The sequence below is a fragment of the Brevundimonas sp. KH_058 genome, from assembly GCF_057838505.1.
In genome coordinates, this window is record NZ_CM174469.1 from 2,121,966 (window position 1) to 2,145,465 (window position 23,500).

General features: G+C 67.7%; 20 protein-coding genes and 1 pseudogene. 15 read left to right on the forward strand and 6 right to left on the reverse strand.

The window, feature by feature from the left end:
- Positions 1-80: 80 nt before the first annotated feature.
- Positions 81-791 carry a LamG-like jellyroll fold domain-containing protein gene (locus AC3ISA_RS10250; protein ID WP_489177807.1) on the reverse strand — a complete coding sequence of 237 codons (711 nt, stop codon included), beginning with the start codon at positions 789-791 and terminating at the stop codon, positions 81-83.
- A gap of 109 nt (positions 792-900) precedes the next feature.
- Between AC3ISA_RS10250 and AC3ISA_RS10255 the strand changes: the two genes are divergently transcribed.
- From AC3ISA_RS10255 to AC3ISA_RS10270, 4 genes and pseudogenes are all read left to right on the forward strand, one after another.
- The gene (locus tag AC3ISA_RS10255) at positions 901-1,299 is read left to right on the forward strand and encodes a host attachment family protein (protein WP_372694287.1); all 399 of its coding nucleotides are present in this window, start codon (positions 901-903) and stop codon (positions 1,297-1,299) included.
- A 298-nt stretch (positions 1,300-1,597) separates the two neighbouring features.
- Entirely contained in the window at positions 1,598-1,756 is a 159-nt protein-coding gene (locus AC3ISA_RS10260) for a hypothetical protein (protein ID WP_489177808.1), read from the forward strand.
- A 15-nt stretch (positions 1,757-1,771) separates the two neighbouring features.
- Positions 1,772-2,068 (forward strand): annotated as a pseudogene (locus AC3ISA_RS10265) (TonB-dependent receptor plug domain-containing protein); the annotation flags it as partial.
- 51 nt (positions 2,069-2,119) lie between these two features.
- Positions 2,120-4,774 (forward strand): TonB-dependent receptor, encoded by a 2,655-nt coding sequence (locus AC3ISA_RS10270; RefSeq protein WP_489180093.1) that lies wholly within the window; start codon positions 2,120-2,122, stop codon positions 4,772-4,774.
- Between the two features lie 60 nt (positions 4,775-4,834).
- On the opposite strand, the gene ilvA is transcribed toward AC3ISA_RS10270, so the two are convergent.
- Positions 4,835-6,349 carry a threonine ammonia-lyase, biosynthetic gene (gene ilvA / locus AC3ISA_RS10275; protein WP_489177809.1) on the reverse strand — a complete coding sequence of 505 codons (1,515 nt, stop codon included), beginning with the start codon at positions 6,347-6,349 and terminating at the stop codon, positions 4,835-4,837.
- A 167-nt stretch (positions 6,350-6,516) separates the two neighbouring features.
- Between ilvA and nadA the strand changes: the two genes are divergently transcribed.
- Genes nadA through nadC form a run of 4 tightly spaced genes read left to right on the forward strand, consistent with a single transcriptional unit; the run spans position 6,517 to position 10,913 of the window.
- Entirely contained in the window at positions 6,517-7,632 is a 1,116-nt protein-coding gene (gene nadA / locus AC3ISA_RS10280) for a quinolinate synthase NadA (protein WP_489180094.1), read from the forward strand.
- 58 nt (positions 7,633-7,690) lie between these two features.
- Complete coding sequence (locus AC3ISA_RS10285) at positions 7,691-8,548, forward strand: metalloprotease (RefSeq protein WP_489177810.1); 858 nt, start codon at positions 7,691-7,693, stop codon at positions 8,546-8,548.
- The gene (locus AC3ISA_RS10290; RefSeq protein WP_489177811.1) at positions 8,545-10,059 is read left to right on the forward strand and encodes an L-aspartate oxidase; all 1,515 of its coding nucleotides are present in this window, start codon (positions 8,545-8,547) and stop codon (positions 10,057-10,059) included. Before AC3ISA_RS10285 ends, AC3ISA_RS10290 begins: the two co-directional genes overlap by 4 nt.
- A complete protein-coding gene (gene nadC, locus AC3ISA_RS10295; protein ID WP_489177812.1) occupies positions 10,056-10,913 on the forward strand; it encodes a carboxylating nicotinate-nucleotide diphosphorylase in 858 nt (285 codons plus the stop codon). The genes AC3ISA_RS10290 and nadC overlap by 4 nt, the downstream gene beginning before the upstream one ends.
- 27 nt (positions 10,914-10,940) lie before the next feature.
- On the opposite strand, the gene AC3ISA_RS10300 is transcribed toward nadC, so the two are convergent.
- Positions 10,941-12,092, reverse strand: coding sequence for a cell wall hydrolase (locus tag AC3ISA_RS10300; protein WP_489177813.1), 1,152 nt, complete (start codon positions 12,090-12,092; stop codon positions 10,941-10,943).
- 450 nt (positions 12,093-12,542) lie between these two features.
- On the opposite strand from AC3ISA_RS10300, the gene AC3ISA_RS10305 reads away from it, so the two are divergent.
- Together AC3ISA_RS10305 and AC3ISA_RS10310 are read left to right on the forward strand one after the other, a co-directional pair.
- On the forward strand, positions 12,543-12,728 hold the full coding sequence (locus AC3ISA_RS10305) for a hypothetical protein (protein ID WP_372694271.1): 186 nt from the start codon (positions 12,543-12,545) through the stop codon (positions 12,726-12,728).
- Positions 12,729-12,979: 251 nt separating this feature from the next.
- Positions 12,980-13,336, forward strand: a complete 357-nt coding sequence (locus AC3ISA_RS10310; RefSeq protein ID WP_372694269.1) for a DUF6481 family protein — start codon at positions 12,980-12,982, stop codon at positions 13,334-13,336.
- A 64-nt stretch (positions 13,337-13,400) separates the two neighbouring features.
- Here AC3ISA_RS10310 and AC3ISA_RS10315 read toward each other — a convergent pair whose 3' ends face one another.
- Complete coding sequence (locus AC3ISA_RS10315) at positions 13,401-16,676, reverse strand: PAS domain S-box protein (protein WP_489177814.1); 3,276 nt, start codon at positions 16,674-16,676, stop codon at positions 13,401-13,403.
- Between the two features lie 203 nt (positions 16,677-16,879).
- Between AC3ISA_RS10315 and AC3ISA_RS10320 the strand changes: the two genes are divergently transcribed.
- From AC3ISA_RS10320 to AC3ISA_RS10335, 4 genes are all read left to right on the forward strand, one after another.
- Positions 16,880-18,061: a cell wall hydrolase gene (locus AC3ISA_RS10320; protein ID WP_489177815.1), complete on the forward strand. Its 1,182-nt coding sequence runs from the start codon at positions 16,880-16,882 to the stop codon at positions 18,059-18,061.
- Positions 18,062-18,141: 80 nt separating this feature from the next.
- Complete coding sequence (locus AC3ISA_RS10325; RefSeq protein WP_489177816.1) at positions 18,142-20,079, forward strand: PAS domain-containing protein; 1,938 nt, start codon at positions 18,142-18,144, stop codon at positions 20,077-20,079.
- A gap of 65 nt (positions 20,080-20,144) precedes the next feature.
- On the forward strand, positions 20,145-20,552 hold the full coding sequence (locus tag AC3ISA_RS10330; RefSeq protein WP_489177817.1) for a response regulator: 408 nt from the start codon (positions 20,145-20,147) through the stop codon (positions 20,550-20,552).
- A 70-nt stretch (positions 20,553-20,622) separates the two neighbouring features.
- Entirely contained in the window at positions 20,623-21,582 is a 960-nt protein-coding gene (locus AC3ISA_RS10335; protein ID WP_489177818.1) for an aldo/keto reductase, read from the forward strand.
- A 73-nt stretch (positions 21,583-21,655) separates the two neighbouring features.
- Here AC3ISA_RS10335 and AC3ISA_RS10340 read toward each other — a convergent pair whose 3' ends face one another.
- Positions 21,656-21,970 carry an endonuclease domain-containing protein gene (locus tag AC3ISA_RS10340; RefSeq protein ID WP_489177819.1) on the reverse strand — a complete coding sequence of 105 codons (315 nt, stop codon included), beginning with the start codon at positions 21,968-21,970 and terminating at the stop codon, positions 21,656-21,658.
- A 137-nt stretch (positions 21,971-22,107) separates the two neighbouring features.
- Entirely contained in the window at positions 22,108-23,115 is a 1,008-nt protein-coding gene (gene trxB / locus AC3ISA_RS10345) for a thioredoxin-disulfide reductase (RefSeq protein WP_489177820.1), read from the reverse strand.
- A gap of 69 nt (positions 23,116-23,184) precedes the next feature.
- On the opposite strand from trxB, the gene AC3ISA_RS10350 reads away from it, so the two are divergent.
- Complete coding sequence (locus AC3ISA_RS10350; RefSeq protein WP_489177821.1) at positions 23,185-23,481, forward strand: hypothetical protein; 297 nt, start codon at positions 23,185-23,187, stop codon at positions 23,479-23,481.
- Positions 23,482-23,500: the final 19 nt, after the last annotated feature.

Genomic DNA, 23,500 nt, shown 5'->3' on the forward strand with positions numbered 1-23,500 from the left:
CGTTTCGCTCAAATCGTATCGCGCCATCCCAAGGCTCCTTTCAGAACCTCAAATCCCCGAACGCTTTATGAGTTCAGAACCTAGAGCCGCGTGAACCGTTCGGGCGGCAGGGCGGCGTGGGTGAAGCGGGCTTGGCGCACCGCGCCCTTGAAATAGTTCAAGCGGTTGATGCGACAGCCGACCGAGGCGCGGCCTGGCCCCTGAGGCTTGAACGGGACGGCATGTTCGCCCTGCAGCACGCCGTCGACATAGGCGCGGTACATCACGCCGTCGAAGGTCTGGGCGACGTGAAACCACTGGCTGCAAGGGTGGAGGCGCTCGGGAAAGATCAGGGTGTGGTTGTAGCCTGGGCCGCGCGTGAAGGCGTCCAGGTACCAGCGGTCCTGAACCACGCGGATCTCGAACAGGAAGCGCGTCTGGGACGGCGGCTGGCCGGCGGGCGCCTCTTCGGCGAGATGGAACCAGCGCTGCTCGAAGGCGCCGCCGTCGGGCCGGAACAGGGCCTCGAAGGTAAAGGTCTCGGCGCCGGCCAGCGGATGGTCCTCGATGAACAGGGCGTCGTCCACGCCGTCGAACCGCACCGCGCGACCATAGGGACTGTCGATCAGGGTCGGGTCGCCCTCGACGTTGGTCGCCACGCCGCCGATGTCGGCCAACCGATCAAAGGTCCACACCGTCTGGCGCGGCGCGGCGGCCCTCATCGTCGCGCATCCCGGCAGGATCGCGCCCGCAACGCCCGATGCGCCCAGGGCCATCAGGCGGCGGCGGTCCAGAGGCAGGGCGTCGGGCATGGGTCGTCTCACGGCGGTTTTGTCGCGCGACACTATGGGAATGGTCGCGCGAGGCAACGGCCTGCGCCCCGGTTCGTTGTCTCAATCCTTACAGACTGGAGTATCGACGATGAAACTTTCCAATGGCGCACTGGTGGCGGTGGTCGACGGCGAGAAGCTGGCCCTGTTCAAGAACACGAACGCCACGGACATCAAGCTGACGCCGCTGGAAAACCCGCCCATCGCGGATCGCGTTTCCGGCTCGGCCGGGCGCCGTTCCAACGAAGCCAATCCCGACAACGACACCCAGGCTGAAGACGGCTTCGCCATGGGCGTCGCCGAGGTGCTGAACAAATGGTCGGTCACCAACAAGATCGACGAACTGCTGGTGATCGCCGCGCCCAAGACGCTGGGTGAGTTACGCAAGCACTGGCACAAGGACCTTCAAGGCAAGCTGGTCGGCGAGATCGCCAAGGATCTGACGGGTCATTCCAGCGACCAGATCGCCGCGGCGATCGACAAGGCGTGACTTGAACGCGTTGCCCGCGACGCGAGAGGCCCGCTTGTGATGATCGAGAGGCCCCATGTCGCTGCAAGGCGATGTGGGGCCCTCTTGTTTACGGCGATGCATCCCGAACGATGAAAGGCGATTTGAATCAGGCCCTGCCGGAACTCTGGTCAACGCTTAGCACGTCATGGATTGTGGTGAGAAAGCGACAGCTTTGACACAAAGTTGCAGCTTTCGGTCTTCTTTCATTGACCGCGGCGGCTTTGCGGCAAAATCCTTGCCATCACCGCGACTCCTCTCGCGGTAATGGGGGATGATCATGCACAACAAGGCCGTTTTTCGCTCGATCCTGCTTGGCGGATCGATTCTGAGCGCGATGGCGACGCCCGCATTCGCTCAATCCACGCCGGATCAGCCGTCAGAGGTCGATGAGATCGTCGTCACCGGCTCGCGCCTGTCCGCGACCGCCGCCACCTAGGCGGCTCAGCCGGTTCAGGTGGTCACGGCGCAATCGATCGAGGCACAAGGCGTGACCCAGGTCGCCGACCTGCTCGACCGCATTCCCGCGCTGCAATCCTCGACCAGCTCGGCCCAGGCGAACGGCGGCGCCGCGACCCTGGACTTGCGTGGCATGGGGTCGGAGCGCACCCTGACCCTGGTCAATGGACGCCGCTATGTCGCGGGCGAACCCGGATCGGCCGCCGTGGACGTCAGTAGTATTCCAGCCGGCCTGATCGAACGGGTCGAAGTCCTGACCGGCGGCGCCTCGGCCGTCTATGGATCGGACGCCGTCACCGGCGTGGTCAACTTCATCCTCAAGGACGACTACGAGGGCACCGAGATGACGGTTCAGGGCGGCCTGTCCGGCGAAGGCGATGCGGAGGAGTTCTATATCTCGCTGCTCCATGGCCGAAACTTCGACAATGGGCGCGGCAACTTCACGATCGGGGTTCAGGGCAACGAACGCTCTGAGCTCTACTATGGCGATCGCAGCTTCTCGAAGAATAACGGCACCTACGACGACTACACCAACCCCGCGCTCTTCTTCCAGGTCGGGGATCCCCTGCCTCCCGGCCGCACTCTGGCCGATACGCGAGGTCGCACGATCCTGCTCGGCGGCGCGCCGCGTTTCGTCGGAACCGATGCGTCGCTGATCTCGCGCGCCCAGACCGCAACCCCGCGCGCCTTCATCGCCGATCCCCGCTTCTCGATCTCCAGCACCAGCGGCCTTATCGGGATCGATCTGGACGGCGACGGCTTTGCGGACCCGGCCGGCGCCTTCTCCAATCCGCAGGTCAACGCCGACTGCTTCAGCAATCGCAACGGACAACAGGGTTATGGCTGCTACACCGTCGATCCTGTCACGGGTCAGCTGCGGCCCTTCCAGGACGGCCTGTATGCCGGCTCCTCCAACCAGTCGGGCGGCGACGGCGCAGCACAAGTGTTCGACGGCCAGAGCCTGTTGCCCAAGGAGTCGAGCTATTCGGTCAGCTTGACGGGCAACTACAACCTCTCAACCTTCTTCAATCCGTTCGTCGAGATCAACGCGTCATGGAGCCAGGGCACGACGTTCAGCCCCTACAACTCCTATGACGACTCCATCCCGATCTCGCTGGAGAACCCCTTCATCCCGGCGGCGCTGAGGGCCTTGGTCAATGCCGAGATCGCGGCCGATCCCAGCGTCGCCGGTACGGCGGGTATCGCACTCTCGCGAGACCACGCCGACGTCATGGATCCCAAGCGGGTCAATGATCGCCGCACCTATCGCGCGGTGTTCGGCACACGGGGCGAACTGGACCTCGGCTGGAACTACGAGCTGTCGTTCAACTATGGCCGCACAGAGCAGGACGCGACCTATGCCTTGCGGCTGGAGGATCGCTTCTTCGCCGCCGTCGACGCCGTCACCGATCCGGTGACGGGCCAGGCGGTCTGCCGCTCGACCCTCGATCCTACGGCGGCGCCGCCGATTTCGGGCCTCTATCCTCAGTTCGGCGGGCCGGTGCCCAACCCGTTCCAGACCTTCACGCCTGGCGCGGGTTCGGATTGCCGCCCGCTGAACCTGTTCGGGTTCGGCAACGTCAGCCCGGAAGCCTCGGCCTTCGTCGGACCGCAGGTGACCGACACCGCTCTGATCCAGCAGACGGTGGTCTCCGGCTTCCTGGCCGGTGATCTCTCGCGTTGGTTCAGCCTGCCGGGCGGCCCGATCAGCTTCGCCGTCGGCGGCGAGTATCGCAAGGAACAGAGCGACTTCAATCCGAACGACTTTGACGAACAGGGCGTGTCGTTCCGCTACGCCACCACGGCGGCCGTCTCCGGCGAGTTCGAGGTGTCGGAAGGCTTCGTTGAAATCAGCTTCCCGCTGCTGACGGACCTGCCGTTCGCCGAGACCCTGACCCTGAACACCGCCGCGCGGTTCGGCGACTACTCCAACATCGGCAATACGGAGACCTTCAAGGCCGACCTGGTCTGGGCGCCGGTGACCGACGTCCGGTTCCGCGGGGGCGTGGCCAAGGCCGTGCGTGCGCCCAATATCGCCGAACTGTTCACACCGCTCCAGACGGCCGGTTTCCGTCCGATCGATCCCTGCTCGGCGGAAAACATCACGCAGGGGACAAGCTCGCGCGAGGCGAACTGCCGGGCGGATCTGGCGCGTTACGGCGTGACGGTCGGCGCGGTCTACGACTTCCAAGACCCGCTGACGGCCCAGTTCTTCGGCGCGGCCGGCGGTAATCCCGATCTGCAGGCGGAAACCTCGGACTCTTGGACGGCGGGCGTGGTGCTGCAACCGCGCTTCATCCCGAACTTCACGCTGACGGCCGACTACTGGAACATCAAGATCGAGAACGCCATCGCCGCAGTCTCGGGTCAGGACATCGTCAACAGCTGCTATGACGCGCCCAGCATCACCAACCAGTATTGCGCCTTGCTCAGCCGCGACGACCGCCCCGGTTCTCTCACGCAGGGCGGCCTGGACTATCTGCAACAGAGCCAGGTGAACTTCGCCGGGCTGGAGGCGTCGGGCGTCGATTTCAACGCCGTCTATCGTCTGAATATGGATACCTTCGGCAAGCCGGAGTGGGGCTCGCTGGCCCTGGGTGTCGGCGGCACCTGGCTTGAGGACCGCAACGACTTCCCGTTCGCCTCAGACTCTGGCCTGGCCAATCCGGTCAAGGAACAGCTGAACTCGCCGGAATGGGTGGTCAACACCTCCGTCCGCTGGAGCGTGGGCGACTTCACCGCTGGCCTGTTCTCGAACTATCAGAGCAAGCAGACCCGTGCGGGCGTCGAGATCGAGAATACGGTTTCGTTCGACGCGCCGTGGAACGATCCCATCTGGACCCACGACGCCTCGCTGTCCTGGGACATCGACGGCAAGAGCGACCTGATCCTGGGCGTCAACAACCTGACGGACGAAGAGCCGTTCCGCAGCACGGTGGCGACCCCGGTTTCGGCGCGCGGCCGCTACTTCTTCGTGCGGTTCAGCAAGAAGCTGTAAGCGCAAGGTCGAACCGAAAGTGAGGAGCGGCGACCGGCGACGGTCGCCGTTTCTTTCGTTTCAGGCGCCGTCCAGGAACAGCCGGCACGCCGGGTTGGCGGTTTCGTCCACGTAAGGATAGCCCAGGTCGGCCAGGGCAGCGGTCAGTTGGGCCTGCTCCTGCGGCGGCACGCTAATTCCCGCCAGCACCCGGCCCACGTCGTCGCCGTGGTTGCGATAGTGGAACAGGGTCAGTGCCCAGGCGGGCTGGAGGCTGTTGAGGAAGCGCAGGAAGGCGCCGGGCCGTTCGGGGAACTGGAAGCGCAGGATGCGTTCGTGCGGCAGGCCCACGGTGCGGCCGCCAACCATGTAGCGGACGTGCAGCTTGGCGGTCTCGTTGTCGCTCATGTCCTCGACGGCGTAGCCGCCCGAGCGCAGCGCCGCGATCAGGTCGTCACGCTCATGCGGTCCGTTTCTCAAGGCCACCCCGACGAAGATCTGGGCGTCGCCGTCGCCGGACCAGCGATAGTTGAACTCGGTCACCGACCGGCCGTCCAGCGTATCCAGGAAGCGGCGATAGTCGTCGCGGTCGTCCTTCATGGCCACGGCCAGCAGGGCCTCTGCGCCCTCGCCGATCTCGGCCCGTTCGGCGACGTGACGCAGCCGGTCGAAGTTCAGGTTGGCGCCGGAGTTGATGGCGATCAGGCTGCCGTTTCCAGGATGGGCGGCGGCCCAGGCCTTGAGCCCCGCCAGGGCGACGGCGCCCGACGGCTCGGCGATGGCGCGGCTGTCGTCGAAGATGTCCTTGATCGCGGCGCAGATGGCGTCGGTGTCCACCAGCACGATCTCGTCCAGCAGGTCCTTGCACAGGCGGAAGGTCTCGGCCCCCGCACGGCGCACGGCGACCCCGTCGGCGAACAGGCCGACCTCGTTCAGGGTCACGACCTCGCCCGCGTCGATGGACGCCTTCATCGTGGGGGCGTCGATAGGCTCCACCCCGATGACGCGGGTGTCGGGCCGCAGGAATTTGACGATGGCGGCGACCCCGGCCGCCAGGCCGCCGCCGCCGATGGGTACGAAGATCGCCTCGATCGGATCGGCGTGCTGGCGGGCGATCTCAAGCCCCACCGTGCCCTGGCCGGCGATGACGTCGGGGTCGTCGAACGGGTGGATGAAGGCCGCGCCGGTCTGGCTTTCCAGATGGCGGGCGTGGGCATAGGCCTCGTCGAAGCTTTCGCCGTGCAGGACCACCTCGCCACCCAGGGCGCGGACGGCGGCGACCTTGATGCCGGGGGTGGTGGTCGGCATGACGATGGTGGCGGGCGTATTGCGGCGGGCGGCGGCCAGAGCGACGCCTTGCGCATGATTGCCGGCCGAAGCGCAGATGACGCCCTTCGACAGTTCGTCCTCAGACAGGGCGGCGATCTTGTTGTAGGCGCCACGGATCTTGAACGAGAAGACGGGCTGCAGGTCCTCGCGCTTCAGCAGGACGGGCCGGTCGAGCCGCGCCGACAGGCGGCGCAGCGGATCGAGAGGCGTTTCCTCAGCCACGTCATAGACGCGGGCAGTGAGGATGCGGCGGATGGTGTCCTGCATGGAAATGTCGCGAATAGGCTTGAAGCGGCAAAGAAGTGGGCTGTCATCTAGGCGAAGTCGGCCGTCTTGGGAACGGTTTTTGCAAATCCGTGCTGCCTTTGCCTTCCGAGGATGGGTTTGGATTTCCTCTTGCACCGCGTCCGCATCGGCCTACATTGTTCCTGCTTATGCTAACATTGAGCATAAGGGTATGGGAGATGATCATGGCTGACAGCGCCTTTGGTCTGACGAAAGAGCTTGAGCGGGAGACCGCCGGGGTGTGGGCCAAGGTCAAGGACCACGTCACGCCCCTGGAGTGGCCCGAACAGGCGCGGCTGATCAGCGAGATCAACCGGCTGAAGCGCCAGCGCGACGCCGTGATCCTGGCCCACAACTATATGACGCCCGAGATCTTCCACGGGGTCGGCGACTATGTCGGCGACAGCCTGGGCCTGGCCAAGGAGGCCGCGCGGTCGGATGCGAAGGTGATCGTCCAGGCGGGCGTGCATTTCATGGCCGAGACGTCCAAGATCCTGTCGCCCGAGAAGACCGTGCTGATCCCCGATCTGCGGGCCGGATGTTCGCTGGCGTCGTCGATCACGGGGGCGGACGTGCGGCTGATCAAGCAGCGTTACCCGGGCCTGCCGGTCGTGACCTACGTGAACACCACGGCCGATGTGAAGGCCGAGACCGACATCTGCTGCACCAGCGCCAACGCCGTTCAGGTGGTCGAATGGGCGGCCAGGGAATGGGGCGTGGACCGCGTCATCCTGATCCCCGACGAATATCTGGCGCGCAACGTCGCGGCCCAGACCACGGTGGGGATCATCGCCTGGAAAGGCCGCTGCGAGGTCCACGAGCGGTTCACGGTGGACGACATCGCCGAGATGCGCGCCGCCTATCCGGGCGCCGAAATCCTGGCCCACCCGGAGTGCCCCGAAGACGTGCTGGCGGCGGCGGATTTCGCCGGTTCGACGGCGGCGATGACCGACTATGTCGAGACACGGCGGCCCAAACAGGTGGTCTTGATCACCGAATGTTCGATGGCCTCGAACGTGGCCGGCGACGTGCCGGGGGTGCAGTTCATCGGCCCGTGCAACCTGTGCCCGCACATGAAGCGGATCACGCTTCAGAACATCCATGACTGCCTGTTGCACATGCAGTTCGAGGTCACGGTTCCGGCCGACATGATCGAGCGCGGACGCCTGGCGGTGCAGCGGATGATCGACCTGCCGCCGCCCGCCGTTCCCGCGCGCTACGATCTGGTCAAGGCCAGGCATCATGTCGATGTGGAGCTGATCTGAGCGTGACGCGGCGATCGGTCCCGGCGACGGGGCCGATGCGCGCGCCCATCTGGACGCCATGAGCAACACCGACGCCCCAAACCCGACGCCCACCCCCGGTCCATGGGATCCCCGGCCCGAAGCCGCCGCCGTGCGCGAGGCGCCGGTCGAGCGCGCGGCCATCGACGCCCCGGTCGAGAAGGACCAGAGCCTGGTCTGGGCCTTGGCCTCCACGGCCCTGATGGGCGCCTTTCTGTGGTGGGTCACGGGCAGCGCCATCGTGGCGGGGGCGGTGCTGATCGGCCTGTTCGTTCACGAGGCGGGGCACGCCTTGGCGATGAACAAGCTCGGCATGGGTCCGGCGCGCATCTACATCATTCCCTTCCTGGGCGGACTGGCCAAGGCGCGGCGCGAGCCGAAGAGCGAGTGGGACGGCGTGCTGGTGTCACTGGCCGGACCGGCGTTCGGCCTTCTGGCCATGATCCCCTTCGTCGGGGTCTGGATGGCGCTGGGGCAGGGCGAGTGGCTGATGGGCGCCTTCTTCATCGCCATGCTCAACCTGGTGAACCTGGTCCCCGCGCCGCCGCTGGACGGATCCAAGGCCCTGGGGCCGGTGCTTACGCGGGTGCATCCGCGCCTGGAGCAGGTCGTGCTGCTGGTCATCGGCGTGGCGGTGGTCTGGTGGGGGCTGTCCACCGGGCGGTTCATCCTGGCCGCCTTCCTGGCCCTGTCGGTGTTCAGCCATCTGAAGCGCGGCGTGTGGCGCGCGGCCTGGGGCACGCTGAGCTGGCCCGAGGCGGGCAAGAGCCTGGCGCTGTATCTGCTGACCCTGGCGGTGTGCGCTGCGGCGGCCGTCGGCGCCCTGATGCCGATGACCGGGGGCGATCCCGCAGGCGCGATGCAGTTGGGCCTCAACTATCTCGGAGTGCGGGGATGAACCGGACGCGGCATGACGGACCTCTGATCGTCGGCGCAGGCCTGGCGGGGCTGTCGGCCGCGCTGGAGGCGGCGAAGGCGGGGGCCAGGGTCCTGGTCGTGACGCCGGAGCCGTTGTTGAACGCCTGTTCGTCGGCCTGGGCGCAGGGCGGGATGGCGGCGGCCCTGACGGCGCAGGATTCGGCCGAACGCCATGCCGAGGACACCCAGGCGGCGGGCGCAGGCTTGGTCGAGCCGGTCGCGGCGCGCGCCCTGACCGATGCCGGACGCGAGACGGTGGAATGGCTGGCGGCCCTGGGTGCGCCGTTCGACCGGGACGCGGACGGCGGCTTCGTCGTCAGCCTGGAGGCGGCCCATTCCGTCCCCCGCGTGGCGCGGGTCGGTGGCGACGGCGCGGGACGGGCCATTCTGTCGGCCGTGGTCGCGGCCGTGCGGGCCGAGAAGCGGATCGAGGTGTGGGACGACGCACGACTGAAAGGCTTGTTGCAGGACGCCGACGGCCGGGTGGTCGGGGCGGTGGTCGTGCGCGGCGGGCGTCTGGTCGAGATCACGGCGACGGCGGTCGTGTTGGCCACCGGCGGTGCGGGCGGCCTGTTCGCCGCGACCACGACCCCAGCGGCGCTAAAAGGTGAGGGGATGGCCTTGGCCGCGCGCGCCGGCGCCGAAATCCTCGATCCCGAGTTCGTGCAGTTTCACCCCACCGCCATCGACGTAGGGCTCGACCCCGCCCCCCTGGCGACCGAGGCCTTGCGCGGCGAGGGGGCGCGGCTGATCGACGGTCAGGGGCGGTTCCTGCTGGGCGAAGAAGCCGACGCCGATCTGAAGCCGCGCGACGTCGTGGCGCGGGCGGTCCATGCAGCGCGGGCCGAAGGACGGGGCGCCTTTCTGGATGCGCGCACGGCCATCGGCGAGGCCTTCCCGCACGAGTTTCCCGCTGTCTTCGCCGCCTGTATGCGTAGCGGTCTGGACCCGCGCATCAGCCCCATTCCGGTGATGGCGGCCTGCCACTATCACATGGGCGGGATCGCCGCCGACGCGGACGGACGCACCACGGTTCCGGGCCTCTATGCGGTCGGGGAATGCGCAGCGACGGGGGTGCACGGCGCCAATCGGCTGGCCTCCAACTCCCTGCTCGAAGCGGCGGCCTTCGGTCGGCGCGCGGGCGTGGCGGCGGCCCTGGAAACAGGTGGAGGCCGTCCTGCGCCGGTCGAGATCGCACCCGATCTGCCCGACGCAGCGATGGCTGAACTGCGCACCGCGATGACGGCTCATGCAGGCGTGGTGCGCGATGCGGAGGGTCTGTCGGGCGTGATCGCCCTGATCGACCGGCTTGAGGCCCAGCACGGGGCGGCCGCCGTCCTGCTGGCGGCGCGGCTGATCGCCCAGGCGGCGCTGGATCGGCGCGAGAGCCGAGGCGGTCATTATCGTTCGGACTATCCTCTGACGGCGGCGCGCGCCGACCATACGCGGGTGCGGATCACGCGCCCGGCGGCGCTGGAGGCGGCGGAATGAGACGGCTTCCCGACGTGCTGATCGAACCCGTCGTGCGACTGGCTCTGGCCGAGGACCTGGGCCGGGCGGGCGACGTGACCGCCATGGCCTGCATTCCCGAGGGCGCGCGCATGAAGGCGGCGTTCGCGGCGCGCAAGCCGGGCGTGCTGGCCGGGATCGACTGTGTGCGGCTGGCGGTGCTGGCCATGGATCCGAAGGCGTTCGTGGACGTGCGCCTCAATGACGGCGACGCCTTCGACGCCGGTGCGGTGCTGGCGGTGGTCGAGGCCGACGCCCGTGCCTTCCTGTCAGCCGAGCGGACGGCGCTGAACCTCGTCGGGCGGCTCAGCGGCGTGGCGACCCTGACGCGGGCCTATGTCGATGCCGTCGCAGGAACGCGGGCGCGGATCGCGGATACGCGAAAGACCACGCCCGGCCTGCGCGCGCTGGAGAAGCATGCCGTGGCCTGCGGCGGCGGGATGAACCATCGCTTCGGGCTGGATGACGCCATCCTGATCAAGGACAATCACGTCGCCGTGTGCGGCGGTGTCGCCGAGGCCGTGCGGCGGGCCAGGGCCTTCGCCCCGCACCTGATGAAGGTCGAGGTCGAGGTGGACGGGCTGGATCAGCTGGACGCCGTGCTGGCCCTGATCGACGAGGGCGCGGCGCCCGACGTCATCATGCTGGACAACTTCAGCCTTGATGACCTCAGGGCCGCCGTGGCGCGCGTCGCCGGGCGGATCGTGCTGGAGGCCTCGGGCGGGGTCGATCTGACGACCGTTCGCGGCATCGCCGAGACGGGCGTCGATGTGATCTCGGTCGGCGCCCTGACCCATTCGGCGCCGGTTCTCGATATCGGCCTGGACGCGCTCTAGGCGCCAGACCCTCCAAACCTGGGCCGATCAGGCGGGGCTGGAGGCCGTTTCGACGATGTCGGTCTTGGCGGGGGCTTCGGCCGGACGCGCGGGACGCGACGCCGGCTGCGTGTTGGCGGCGCGGGCGGCCGTCGGCGCCGGGGTCGTCGCAGCGGCGGGACGTGGCGGCGTCGCCGGTTGGGCGGCCGGAGCCGGCAGGGATCGGCCTTCCTGCGCCAGCACCATCGTATAGGCCACGGCCTGGCCGGCCTGACGCGCGGTCTCCACCGGATTGAGGCCGGCCTGGATCAGGCGCGGCTGTTCCGCAGGGGCCGAAGGCCGCGCCGCATAGGTGAAGGCGCCGCTGGAGCCCGAACGCCCGCTGAAGCGATAGAACAGATGGCTGCCGACCTGGCTGACCTGGATCAGCGACGACCTCCAGCCCGGCGCGACGGCGGTGGTGTGGAAGTGGGTGGCGTTGCCGACGCGGGCGAAGACCGAGCCCGACATGGCGTCCGATGCGACGGTGCGCGCGCGGTTCCAGGCGGCCTGGTTGACGCGGCCGCGCATTACGCCCGAGCAGGTGAAGGAGAACTGACAGCCGGTGCTGCGGGCCGCGCCCTGGAACACCACGCCGCAGACGGTCTTTGGGAAGGCGGGGTGGCGGACGCGGTTCAGAACCACCTGGGCCACGGCCTTCATGCCGTCGCCGCCTTCGCCGCGGGCTTCGTAATAGACGGCCTGAGTCAGGCAATCGAGATCGCGGCTGGCGTCCAGGGCGTTGGCCATCTGGAAGGGGCGGGCGGCGGTCGGAGCGGTCAGGCTGGCGCGGCGAAGATTGGCGTCGCCGGGCGCACGGAGTTGTTCGAGACGGGCGGCCAGCAGTTCGGCCTGTCGGTCGCGCTGGGCCGAGCCGGCGCTGGTATAGGGGTCGTGGCGACGCGCGATGGTCAGGGCGCTGGCGTCCAGACCGCCGGCGGCGGCGGCGAGCGCCTCTTCGGTGAAACCAGCGGCGGTCGCGCCCTGAATCCGTTCAGCCTGAGCGCGCAGCGTCGTCGCGCGCGCAGCCGTGCCGCCCAGATAGGCGCAACCGATCGCCAGTCCCACCAGACCGCCAAAGGCTGCGGCGGCCGTCATGGGCTTGATCTTGGCCACACGATCGGCGCGCAGAATGGCGCGCGTCTGCGAGGAATGCGACAACGAGGTAGTCCTGTTCAGCAGGGCGAGAAACGCGGCCCCCGGGGGTAGTCTTGCCGGCGAGGCGACTCTGCGGTCGCATTCCAGCCTGCAATTTCCGGCGCTCGGCTCAGTGGCCCGGGCGTCGAGGACGGGCCTTTAGCCAGCCTTTTATGGCCTCATTGTGTTCGATTCGCAATCCGATGGTTAAGGTGGCGAAACGACTAGGTATTTTTCAGATGGATGGCGGCTTGTGGCGGAAATCCGGCGCATCGGACATAATCGAACTATCGAATACTGTATTCGGTTACACAGGAACTGCCCGACGATCGGCGTGTTGCGGTGCAGCGGACTAAAGGTGCCGTCTTGGTCTGTTCAAGATTGTGACAGCGCGCGTAATCGCTACTAGAGCGAAGGGCCCGGAACCGCGACGCGGTGTTCGCGTTGAAGCTTGGCCTTTTGGAGAGAAGCATCATGTCCCGAACCCTCATCCTGACTGCCGCCGTCGCCTCTGCCCTGACCTTGGCTGCGTGCGGCGCCACCGTCGAACAGAAGGCCGCCAGCGGCGCCATCGCGGGCGCCGTCGTGGGCGGCCCTGTGGGCGCTGCTGTCGGCGGAGCCGCCGGAACGGCCGTGGGCCAGGCTCAAAAGCCGAACTGACCCGACGCCAGTCGCGCCCGCCCGCAGGGCTGCCCTTGCCATCGGGCGGGCGCGACCTACCTTATAATAGGCGTGTCGATGGCGACGCCGTCGCACGTCAAATGACGCACAGGATCGATTTCCAGGGGGCGAACCTTGATTTTCGCCCGGTTATCGGCTTTGTGCGCCCCGCTTCGGGATGCGCGTTTTTCTCGCCGCCCGACCCCCGACGGCCGCCCCTGGTCGTTCACAAGGAACCCTGACGCTTTCGCATGAAAGATCTGAAGACCGGATTCTCCGACCGCATTACCGCCCAGCAGGAAGCCAAGAAGGCCCTGCTCGCCAAATTCAAGCCGAAGGCCGCTGCGCCCGACCCCGAGTTCGATCGGCTGGCCGAGAAGCGCGCCGCCGAGAAGGAAGCCCTGCGTCAACAACACGAGCTGGCCAAGGCTGAACAGCGCCGCGAGAAGGCCGAGAAGGACGCCGCCCGTATGGCTGCCGACCTCGCCGCTCAGGAAGCGATCGACGCCGAGAAGCGCGCCGACCGCAAGGCGCGCAAGCAACTGACCAAGGAAGAGCAGAAGGAAAAGCGCGACGCCCGTTACGCCGCGCGCAAGGCCCGCCGCTAGGCTCAACGCCGACTGCTGAAGAGATCGACGCGTCGCAGCTCTGCGGCGCGTTTTTCTTTGCCTGTCAGCTTGCCGGCGCGGCGCTCAGTCGCTCCAGAAGGGCGCGCAACTGGTCGGACGAGTAGGGTTTGCGCAGCAGCGGCCAGGTCGTGTCGGCCAGCACCGCGTCCACATCCTCGCCGACATAGCCCGAGGTCAGAGCGATCCGCAACTCCGGCCATTGGACCGCCGCCACGCGCGCCAGCTCGACCCCGCTCATGCCGCCGGGCATGACCACATCGGTCAGCATCACGTCGAAGCGATCTGCGTGTAGGAACTTCAGCGCGTCGTCGCCATTCTCGGCCCAATCGACCTCAAGCCCAAAACCTTCCAGGATTTCCAGCGCCACGGCGGCGACGCCGGGATCGTCCTCGACCAGCAACATCCGTCCGCCCTCGGCCAGGGGAGCGTCTTCCCCGGACACCGCGACCGGCGCCGCCACCGCATCCTCGACGGACAGGGGGGGCAGATAGAGACAGATCTCGGCCCCCTGTCCCGGCTCGGACTCGATATGAACGCCGCCGCCCGACTGGCGTGCGAAACCATAGACCTGGCTGAGGCCCAGGCCCGTGCCCTTGCCGACGCCTTTGGTGGTGAAGAAGGGTTCGAACACCCGGTCCCGGATTTCGGGCGACATGCCCTCGCCATTGTCGGACACGGCGACGCAGACATAGTCGCCGGCCGCCAGTTCGGCGACATGGCCGGCCTCGACGGTGCAGGCCCGCGTCTGGACCGTGATCCGTGCATGGCGACCCTTGGCCCCCGTCACGTCGCCCAGGGCGTCGCGGGCGTTGACGATCAGGTTCAGCAGCGCCGCCTCGAACTGAGCCGGGTCCACATTGGCGCGCGCGCCGCCGCGCTTCAGCTTCACCTTGAAGTCCACCGCTTCTCCGACGGCGCGACGCAGCAGGGGCTCGCTCTCGCGGATCAGGGCGTTCAGGTCGATCGGCTCGGGCCTGAGGGCCTGGCGCCGCGAGAAGGCCAGCAACTGGTGCGTCAGGCTTTCGCCACGTCGCGCCGCCGCCAGGGCCGCCTCGCCCAGCTTCTTGCGCTTGGCCGGGTCGTCGCTGCGCAGGATGATGTCCAGGGCGCCGATCACCACGGTCAGCAGATTGTTGAAATCGTGCGCCACCCCGCCGGTCAGCCGCCCGACCGCCTCCATCCGCTGGGCGTGAACCAGCTGGGCCTCGGCCTGGGCCTTTTCGATCAGGGCCTCGTCGACCCGCTCGGCCAGCAGTTCGTTGATGCGCTTCAGATCGTCCTCGGCGCGCTTGGCGTCGGTCACGTCCAGGCAGGCGCCGACATAGCCCTGGAACAGGCCCGAGGCGTCGAAGCGCGGCACGCCCTCGTTGCGCAGCCAGCGCAGGCCGAGCACGGGATGGTTGACCCGTGTCAGCGCCTCGAACCGATCCCTGGCCTCGAAGGCGCGCATGAAGGCGGCGACGAAGACGCCCTCGTCGTCCGGGTGGATCAGGGCGCGCCAGCTGTCGGGCAGATGGCCGTCGGCCTCGACCCCGAAGAAGGTGCGGTATCGCCTGTTGGCGAACACCATCTGCGCGGCGTCGTCGCTCATCCAGATCAGGGCCGGCGCGCTGTCGGCGACGGTGCGGAAACGGTTTTCCGACTCCTCCAGCCTGGCTTGAGCCACGCGCATGTCGGTGACATCGAAGGCCACGCCGACGAAGCCGACGACCTCTGAGCCGTTCAGCCGGGGGCGTGAGAAGGACTTCAGCCAGCGCCATTCGCCGTCATGCCGGCGATAGCGGGCCTCCATCGAGAACGGTTCGTGCGTCTCTTCCCCCGCCACCGATTCCGCCAGGATGCGGGCATGATCGTCGGGGTGCAGCACGTCGCGCCAGTCCAGTGTGCGCACCGTCTCATAGTCCGACCCATAGAAATCGACATAGGCCTGGTTGACGAAGGCGCGCGTGCGGTCCTGCTGCGTGACCCAGATCAGGACCGGGGCCGTGTCGGCGACGGCCCTGAACCGCTGCTCGCTCTCGCGGGTCTCGCTCTCGGCACGGGCGCGCTCGACCTCGGCCCAGGTCCGGGCGGCGACCTCCTCGACCAGGGCGACCTGGGCCTCGGTCCACAGACGCGGCGTCGCGGAGTGGACATAGAGGAAGGCGCGCAGGCGGCCCGTGCGGATCAGCGGCGCGCGGATCAAGGCGCGGGTCTGGATGGCTTCGAAGGCGTCGGCGAAGGCGGCCGTGCGTGCATCCTCTCGGACATCCTCGATCTGGATCGTGCGGCCTTCCGCCAGATCCGCGATCAGGCCTTCGCCGAAGGCGTTCAGGCTGAACTGGCCCTGGGCGCTGGCGACACCGGCGGTCCAGTCGCGGCTCATGGACACGACGCCCGCCGCCTGATCCACCTCGCCATAGCCGACCCGGTCGGCGTCCAGCAGGGCGCCCAGGGCGCTCTCGACATCGGCCATGATCTCTTCGGGATCGGTCAGGTCGCGCAGGCGGTCGCTGAGGTCCAGCAGGAAGGCCTGGCGACGCTCGGCCCGCGCCGCCTTCTCCAGCGCCTCACGCGTCTCCGTCACGTCGAACGAGATGCCAGCATAGCCCAGGAAGACGCCCTGTCCGTCGAAGCGCGGTCGCACGATGGCCCGCATCCAGCGCCAGACGCCGTCCTGCCCTTTGATCCGCCCCTCCAGCTCATAGGGCAGGCGGTCTGCGGCGGCGGACCGCTCGGCCGCCTTGATGGTCTCCAGGTCGTCGGGATGAACCGCCGCCTTCCAACCGCCCTCGCGCAGGGCTTCCACGGTCAGGCCATGCAGGGCGAAGACCGCCGCATTGACGAACTCAAACTCGCCCTCGGCGTTCAGCAGCCAGATGGGAGACGGCGCGGTATCGGCCAGCTGCCTGAACCGCGTCTCGCTTTCGCTCAGTCGCGAAATCGCGCTGCGCAAGGACGCGCCGACCAGGGCCATGAACAGGCCGACCAGGACGAAGTTCCAGGTGGCGACCCCGCCTATGGCGCTCAAGACGCCGTCCCGACCGGTCGTCGTCAGGGCGACGATGGCCCAGCCGCCTCCGGTGCAGATGGCGAGGGCCGCAAGGGCGCCGGCCCAGCCGCCCGCCAGCGCCGCGAGGGTCACGGCCGGCAGCAGGATGGCGAAACCGGTCACCTCGCCATAAAGGGCGGACGCCGCCGCGCGGACCGCCAGCCCGGCCAGGGCGAAGCCGACTCCGATCAGCACGCGACGCAGGGGCGATGTCGCGGACAGGCGCGCCAGGCCGATCAGCCAGCCGTCCATTCCCGCGATGCGCCGTGAGGCCGCGCCTTGGCTCATGCTGTTCCGCTTCCCCGGCCGAGTTGTCATCTCGCGACGTCGGAACGCAGCTTTACACCTTGCGTTTCGAGCGACCACCCCCGTCGCGCAGCGGGGGTCGCGATAACGACGGTCGTCGGATCGCCGGAAAATGGCCTATAAGTCCGACTAGATGCGCGGTTTCAGCGAGAGGCGATGGCGCCGATCGCGGCTGTGGATGGTGAATGACCCTGTTGCCCTGGAAGACGATGTGGACGGCGCTGCGGCGTTCGGCGGCGGCCCTGCCCGCGGCCGGCGCGGTGCTGGGCGTCGCAATGGCCGCCGGGTCCAGCGTGCGCCCGGATGTGGACCGTACCGCCGAGGCCGTGTCGCGCATCACCGGCGGCGATCTGGGCGAGGGCGGGCTGGCGGCGATCAGAGGTCGCCTGACCCCGTCGCAACTGGCCATGGCCATGCGTCATGACCCCAGCCTGCTGCAACCGGCCCTGTATGGCCTGACGCCGGGCTGGGAAAGCCTGACCCTGGCGGGCAAGCCGGGTCTGGAATTGGGCAAGAACGGGCTGGAGGCCCAGCGATTGAACGCCGCCATGGCGCCCGCTTCCGGCGCGCTGCGTCCCGCCCTGCCGTTCGTGTTCAAGGGCAGCGCCGAAGATCGCAGGCGCGCCCTGCGCTGCCTGACCCAGGCCGTCTATTTCGAGGCGGCGCTTGAGCCGGATAACGGCCAGGCGGGCGTGGCCCAGGTGGTGCTGAACCGCGTGCGCGATCCCAACTACGCCAACACGGTGTGCGGCGTGGTGTTCGAGGGCGCCGAGCGGACCACGGGCTGCCAGTTCAGCTTCACCTGCGACGGCTCGCTGGCCCAAGCGCCGGTCGGCTGGGCTTGGGACCGGGCGCGCAAGGTCGCGGAGAAGGCGCTGAACGGCGAGGTCGCCCAGCAGGTCGGCACCGCCACCCACTATCACGCCGACTATGTGCATCCCTGGTGGGCGCCGACGGTGGCCAAGGTGACGCAGATCGGCGCGCACATCTTCTATCGCTGGAAGGGCGTTTATGGCGAAACCGCCGCCTTCCGCAAAGTCTATAACGGACGCGAGCCGGTCATCGATGAGGCGCGCTTCTCGCGGCCCCGCCTGACCATCGCCGCCGGCGCCGCGACCGGCGGCCCCGACCCCGACGCCCTGGCCAAGGACGCCCCGCTGCGCACCGTCGAGGTCGATGGTCAGCAGCGCGTCGTCGGCGTGGTCAGCCTGGGTGGACGCCGCCTGCCGACCCGCGACGAGGTCGCGGCCATCAACGCCCGCCTGACCGCGCTGGAACGGCCGGCGACGGCGTCGAAGCCCGCCGCTCCCGCGCCCGAGGGCGTGGCGACCATGGACGTCGAAGAAGTCGGTCGTCCCGCGAACTGAAATCCCGCATTGCAACGCTTTGACAGGTCGGGGCATTGATGCACGTGCCCGGACGTGACCGGCCCGACGAGGACGCCTGCTTGACCCACCCCGAAGTCGAATGTCCTAGGTGGGACGAGGCTGACCGTCTGAGGGCGCTCAAACAGTACGGCGTGCTGGATACGACGCCCGAGGCGTCGTTCGACGACCTCGCCGATCTGGCCGCGCGCATCTGCGAGACGACCATGGCCGCCGTCAGCCTGGTCGATGCCGAGCGTCAGTGGTTCAAGGCCGAGATCGGCCTGGGCGCGCGCGAGACGCCGCGCCCCCTGTCCTTCTGCGCCCACGCCATGCTCGCCGACGACGCCATGATCGTGAAGGACGCGCTTCAGGATCCCCGGTTCGCAGACAACGCCCTTGTGACGGGCGCGCCTCATATCCGCTTCTACGCCGGCCATCCGCTGAAGACGCCGGACGGCGTGTCGCTTGGCGCGCTGTGCGTGCTGGACGAAAAGCCGCGTCCCGAAGGCCTGACCGAGCTTCAGGCCATGGCGCTGAAGACCCTGGCCGACCAGGTCATGACCCAGCTTGAGCTGCGTCGCGCCCTGCTGGAGCGGGATCGCAGCCAGCACATCGCGCGCCTGGCGATGGAGGCTTCGGCCTATGTCGGCGCCTGGGACTGGGACATCACGCAAAATCTGGTCGTGGCCGACGAACGGTTCGCCCGCATGTATGGCGTCGACGCCGCCGCCGCCCAAAATGGCGCGCCGATCGAGGTCTTCACCGCCAGCGTCCACCCCGACGACGTCGCCCGCGTCCATGACGAGATCGAACGCGCCAAGTCGGGCGAGGGGATATTCGTCAGCGAATACCGTCTGACCAGCAATGGCGTGGTGCGCTGGGTTCTGGCGCGTGGTCAGGTCTATTTCGACCGCGCGGGCGAAGCCGTTCGCCTTCCCGGCATCGCCGTGGACATCACCGAGCGCAAGCAGATCGAGACGGATCTGGCCGAGACCGCGCGGGCGCTGAGCGAGAGCGAGACCCGGTTCCGCGTCCTGGCCGACGCCATGCCGCAGATGGTCTGGTCGACCCTTCCGGACGGGTTCCACGACTACTACAACGCCCGCTGGTACGAGTTCACGGGCGTGCCGGCCGGTTCCACCGACGGCGAGGGCTGGAACGACATGTTCCATGCCGATGATCAGCAGCGCGCCTGGGGTATCTGGCGTCATTCGCTGGAGACCGGCGAACCCTATGAGATCGAATACCGGCTGAAGCACCACAGCGGCGTCTATCGCTGGACCCTGGGCCGGGCGGTCGCGGTGCGTGACGAACAGGGCGAGATCACCCGATGGTTCGGCACCCTGACCGACATCGACGAGCTGAAGAAGCTGGAGCAGGGTCGCGAACTGGTCAGCCAGGAACTGAGCCACCGGATCAAGAACATCTTCGCGGTGATCACCGCCCTGGTGGCCCTGTCGGCGCGCCAGTATCCCGAGGCCAAGGCCTTTTCCGCCTCGCTGCGCACCCGGATCGCCGCCTTGGCCCGCGCGCACGAGTTCGTGCGGCCGCACACCGAGACCTCGCGCACCACCATCGGCGCGACGACGCTGCATTCCTTCCTGTCGGACCTGTTCAAGGCCTATGCCGACGAGACGGGGACGCCGCGCGTCAGGATCGACGGTGACGACGCCGTGTTCGACGACCAGGCCGCGACTTCGGTCGCCCTGCTGTTCCACGAGCTGGCGACCAATGCGGCCAAATATGGCGCCCTGTCGGAAAAGGGAGGCCTGGTTTCCCTTTCAACCGCTCGCGACGAGGATCGTTTCGTTTTGACTTGGACCGAAAGCGGCGGGCCGACCGTGCAGGGGGAGCCCGGGCGCACGGGCTTCGGCTCCTCGCTGGCGACATTGTCGGTGCAGGGACAATTAGGCGGACGGCTGGAACGCGAATGGCTGGCGGAAGGTTTGAAGGTCATCGTCGATCTGCCGGCGACGGCGCTGTCGCGCCGCAGGGCCGCCAATGCTGTTGGAAATTAGCGTTATGTTGAAACCTATCGGTCAAAGTTGCGTTCTGTACGCTCCCGAGCATAAGCACTGACCTCATGACTGCGCGTATCCTCATCATCGAAGACGAAGCCCTGGTTGCGATGGAGCTGCGTTTCGTACTGGAAGATCTGGGACATGAAGTCCTGGGTGTCGCCGCGACCGCAAAGGCCGCGCGCGATCTGGTGCGCGAGAACGATGTGGATCTTGCGCTGGTCGATATCCACCTGTCCGACGGCCCTACCGGCATCAACCTGGGCCGCGAACTGGGTCAGGAGATGGGCGTCTCCGTCCTGTTCATGACCGCCAACCCCGGCATGGTGCGCGACGGCGTCGCGGGGACCATCGGCGTCCTGTCCAAGCCCACCGACGAACAGGCGGTTCAGACCGCCGTCGATTACGCCCTGCGCCGCCGCCAAGGACAGCCGGTCGATTACGCGCCGCCGGGTCTTCAACTCTTCGGTTAACCGCTTCCGAGGCGGTTGCGGTCGCTGCGATGCGGCATATGTCGAGCGCTCCCCACAAGGAGACCTCCCCATGACGACCGTGACCAAACGCAAGCTCGGCTCCAGCGGGCTGGACATCGCGCCTCTGGTGTTCGGCGGCAACGTCTTCGGCTGGACGGCGGACGAGGCGACGTCATTCGCCCTGCTGGACGCCTTCGTCGAGGCCGGCTTTGACGCCATCGACACCGCCGACGCCTATTCCCGCTGGGTTCCGGGCCATTCGGGCGGCGAGAGCGAGGTCATCATCGGCAAATGGCTGAAGGCGCGCGGTCGGCGCGACGACGTCAAGATCCTGACCAAGGTCGGGTCGGATATGGGCCAGGGCCACAACGACCTGTCGCCGGCCTGGATCGAGACGGCGGTCGAGGCGTCGCTGCGCCGGCTCCAGACCGACTATATCGACCTCTATCAGACCCACTGGCCCGATCCGAAGACGCCGCAGGAGGAGACCCTGCGCACGCTCGACGAGCTGGTGAATGCCGGCAAGGTCCGCGCCATCGGCACGTCGAACCATTCGGCCGAACAGGTAAGCGAGGCGCTGGCGATCTCCGACCGCGAAGGCCTGGCCGCCTATGCGACGATCCAGCCGCACTACAACCTCTACAGCCGCGACACCTTCGAGGGCGGGTTGCAGGATCTGGCGGTCGAGAAGGGGCTGGGCGTCATCACCTATTTCAGCCTCGAAAGCGGCTTCCTGACCGGCAAATACAAGACCGTCGATCAGATCGCCGGGACCAAGCGCGAGGGGATGCTGAAGGACAAGTTCGACGAGCGCGGCGTGCGTATCCTGGCGGTGCTGGACGCTGTGGCCCAGAAGAACGAGGCGACTTCCGCCCAGGTGGCCCTGGCCTGGCTGCTGGCGCAGCCGGGCGTGACCGCGCCGATCGTCAGCGCGACCTCGACCGAACAGCTGGCCGACACCCTGAAGGCGGCGACCCTGACGCTGTCGGACGAGGATGTGGCGGAGCTGACGGAAGCGTCGGCTTACTGAAGTTTGGGGCCGTCCCCACCCGGTCTCGCTTCGCTCGACCACCCTCCCCTGAAGGGGAGGGAGAGGCGGGCGCTTAGTCTCCCTCCCCGGAACGGAGAGGGTGGCCGCGCAGCGGCCGGGTGGGGGCGGCCGCCTCCAGCTCGCGGACGATGAAGTCGATCACATCGTGCAAGTGATCGCGGACGCTGGCGGCGGGGATGCGCAGGGTCTTCAGTCCAAGCTCCGCCATTGCGGCATCCCGTCGTCTGTCCCAATCGGCGGTGTGCTCGTGGCCTGCGCCGTCCACCTCGACGATCAGTCCGCGTGACAGGCAGACGAAGTCGAGGAAATAGCCGCGCAACGGATGCTGACGGCGAAAGTGAAAGCCCTGTTTTCGAAGCAACTTCAAAGACGCCAGAGCCGCGCCTCGGGCGGGCTCATGATCTTCCTCATTCCTCTGGCCTTGGCGATGGTCGCCATGGGTCGCCCCCACCCGGTCGCTGCGCGACCACCCTCCCCTGAAGGGGAGGGAGAGGCAAGTGCGGCCTACCAGACCCCGATCTTCTCCGCCTCGGCGTGGCTGATGGGGTGGTGGGCCTTGGCGTGGTCTTCTTCGGCGAGGAAGCGGCTGACCTCCAGGGCGGCCATGCAGCCCATGCCGGCGGCGGTGACGGCCTGGCGATAGACGTCGTCAGTGACGTCGCCGGCGGCCCAGACGCCCTCGATCCCGGTCGAGGCGGTGCCGGGTTTGACCCGCAGGTAGCCGCCGCTGTTGGTCTCCAGCTGGCCCTTGAACAGTTCCGACGACGGGGCGTGGCCGATGGCGATGAAGACGCCGTCTGCGGGGATTTCCCGGGTCGAGCCGTCATGGACGTTCTTGAGACGGACGCCGGTGACGTTTTTGGCCATGCCATCGACCACGCCGACGATCTCATCGACCGCCACGTTCCAGATCACCTCGATCTTGGGGTGGGCGAACAGGCGGTCCTGCAGGATCTTCTCGGCGCGGAACTCGTCCTTGCGGTGAATGACGGTGACCTTGGAGGCGAAGTTGGTCAGGAACAGCGCCTCTTCGACGGCGGTGTTGCCGCCGCCGACGACCACGACTTCCTTGCCGCGATAGAAGAAGCCGTCGCAGGTGGCGCAGGCCGACACGCCGAAGCCCTGATAGGCGGCCTCGCTCTCAAGCCCCAGCCACTTGGCCTGGGCGCCCGTGGAGATAATGATGGTCTCGGCCAGGATCTCGTCGCCGCCGTCCAGCTTCAGCTTGAACGGGCGTTGCGACAGGTCGGCGGAGACGACGATGTCGTGGATGACTTCCGTGCCGACATGCAGGGCCTGGGCCTGCATCTGCTCCATCAGCCACGGACCTTGGATGGTCTCGGCGAAGCCGGGATAGTTCTCCACGTCGGTGGTGATGGTCAGCTGGCCGCCGGGCTGGATGCCGGCGATGACGACGGGGTTCAGCGAGGCGCGGGCGGCGTAGATGGCGGCGGTCCAGCCGGCGGGGCCGGAACCGATGATGGCGACGCGAACGGTACGAGCTTGGGTCATGACGCCTATTTAGGCAGTGATTCCCGTTTGCGCGATGCTAGTCTCGCCTGACGAGAAGGGGAGATGGGGATGACCAACAAGGGTGCAGCCTTTTTGCCGATCGTAATCGGCATGGGCGTGTCGATGGGGGTGGCGCTGGGCGTCGCGCTGGATAACATCGGCCTGGGTCTCGCCTTGGGCACGGCCATCGGATCGGGCTTTGGCGTGGCGCTGATGGGCGCGGTGAACGCCAAGGCCAAGCCCACGAAGAATGGCGACGGGTCGGACGGCGGCGGTGCGATGATCCCGACGTCGGACACGCATCATCAGAGCGGCCATGACGGCGGCTCGGACGGCGGCGGGGATGGCGGCGGCGGGGGCGACTGAACGCCACTGTAATTTTTTT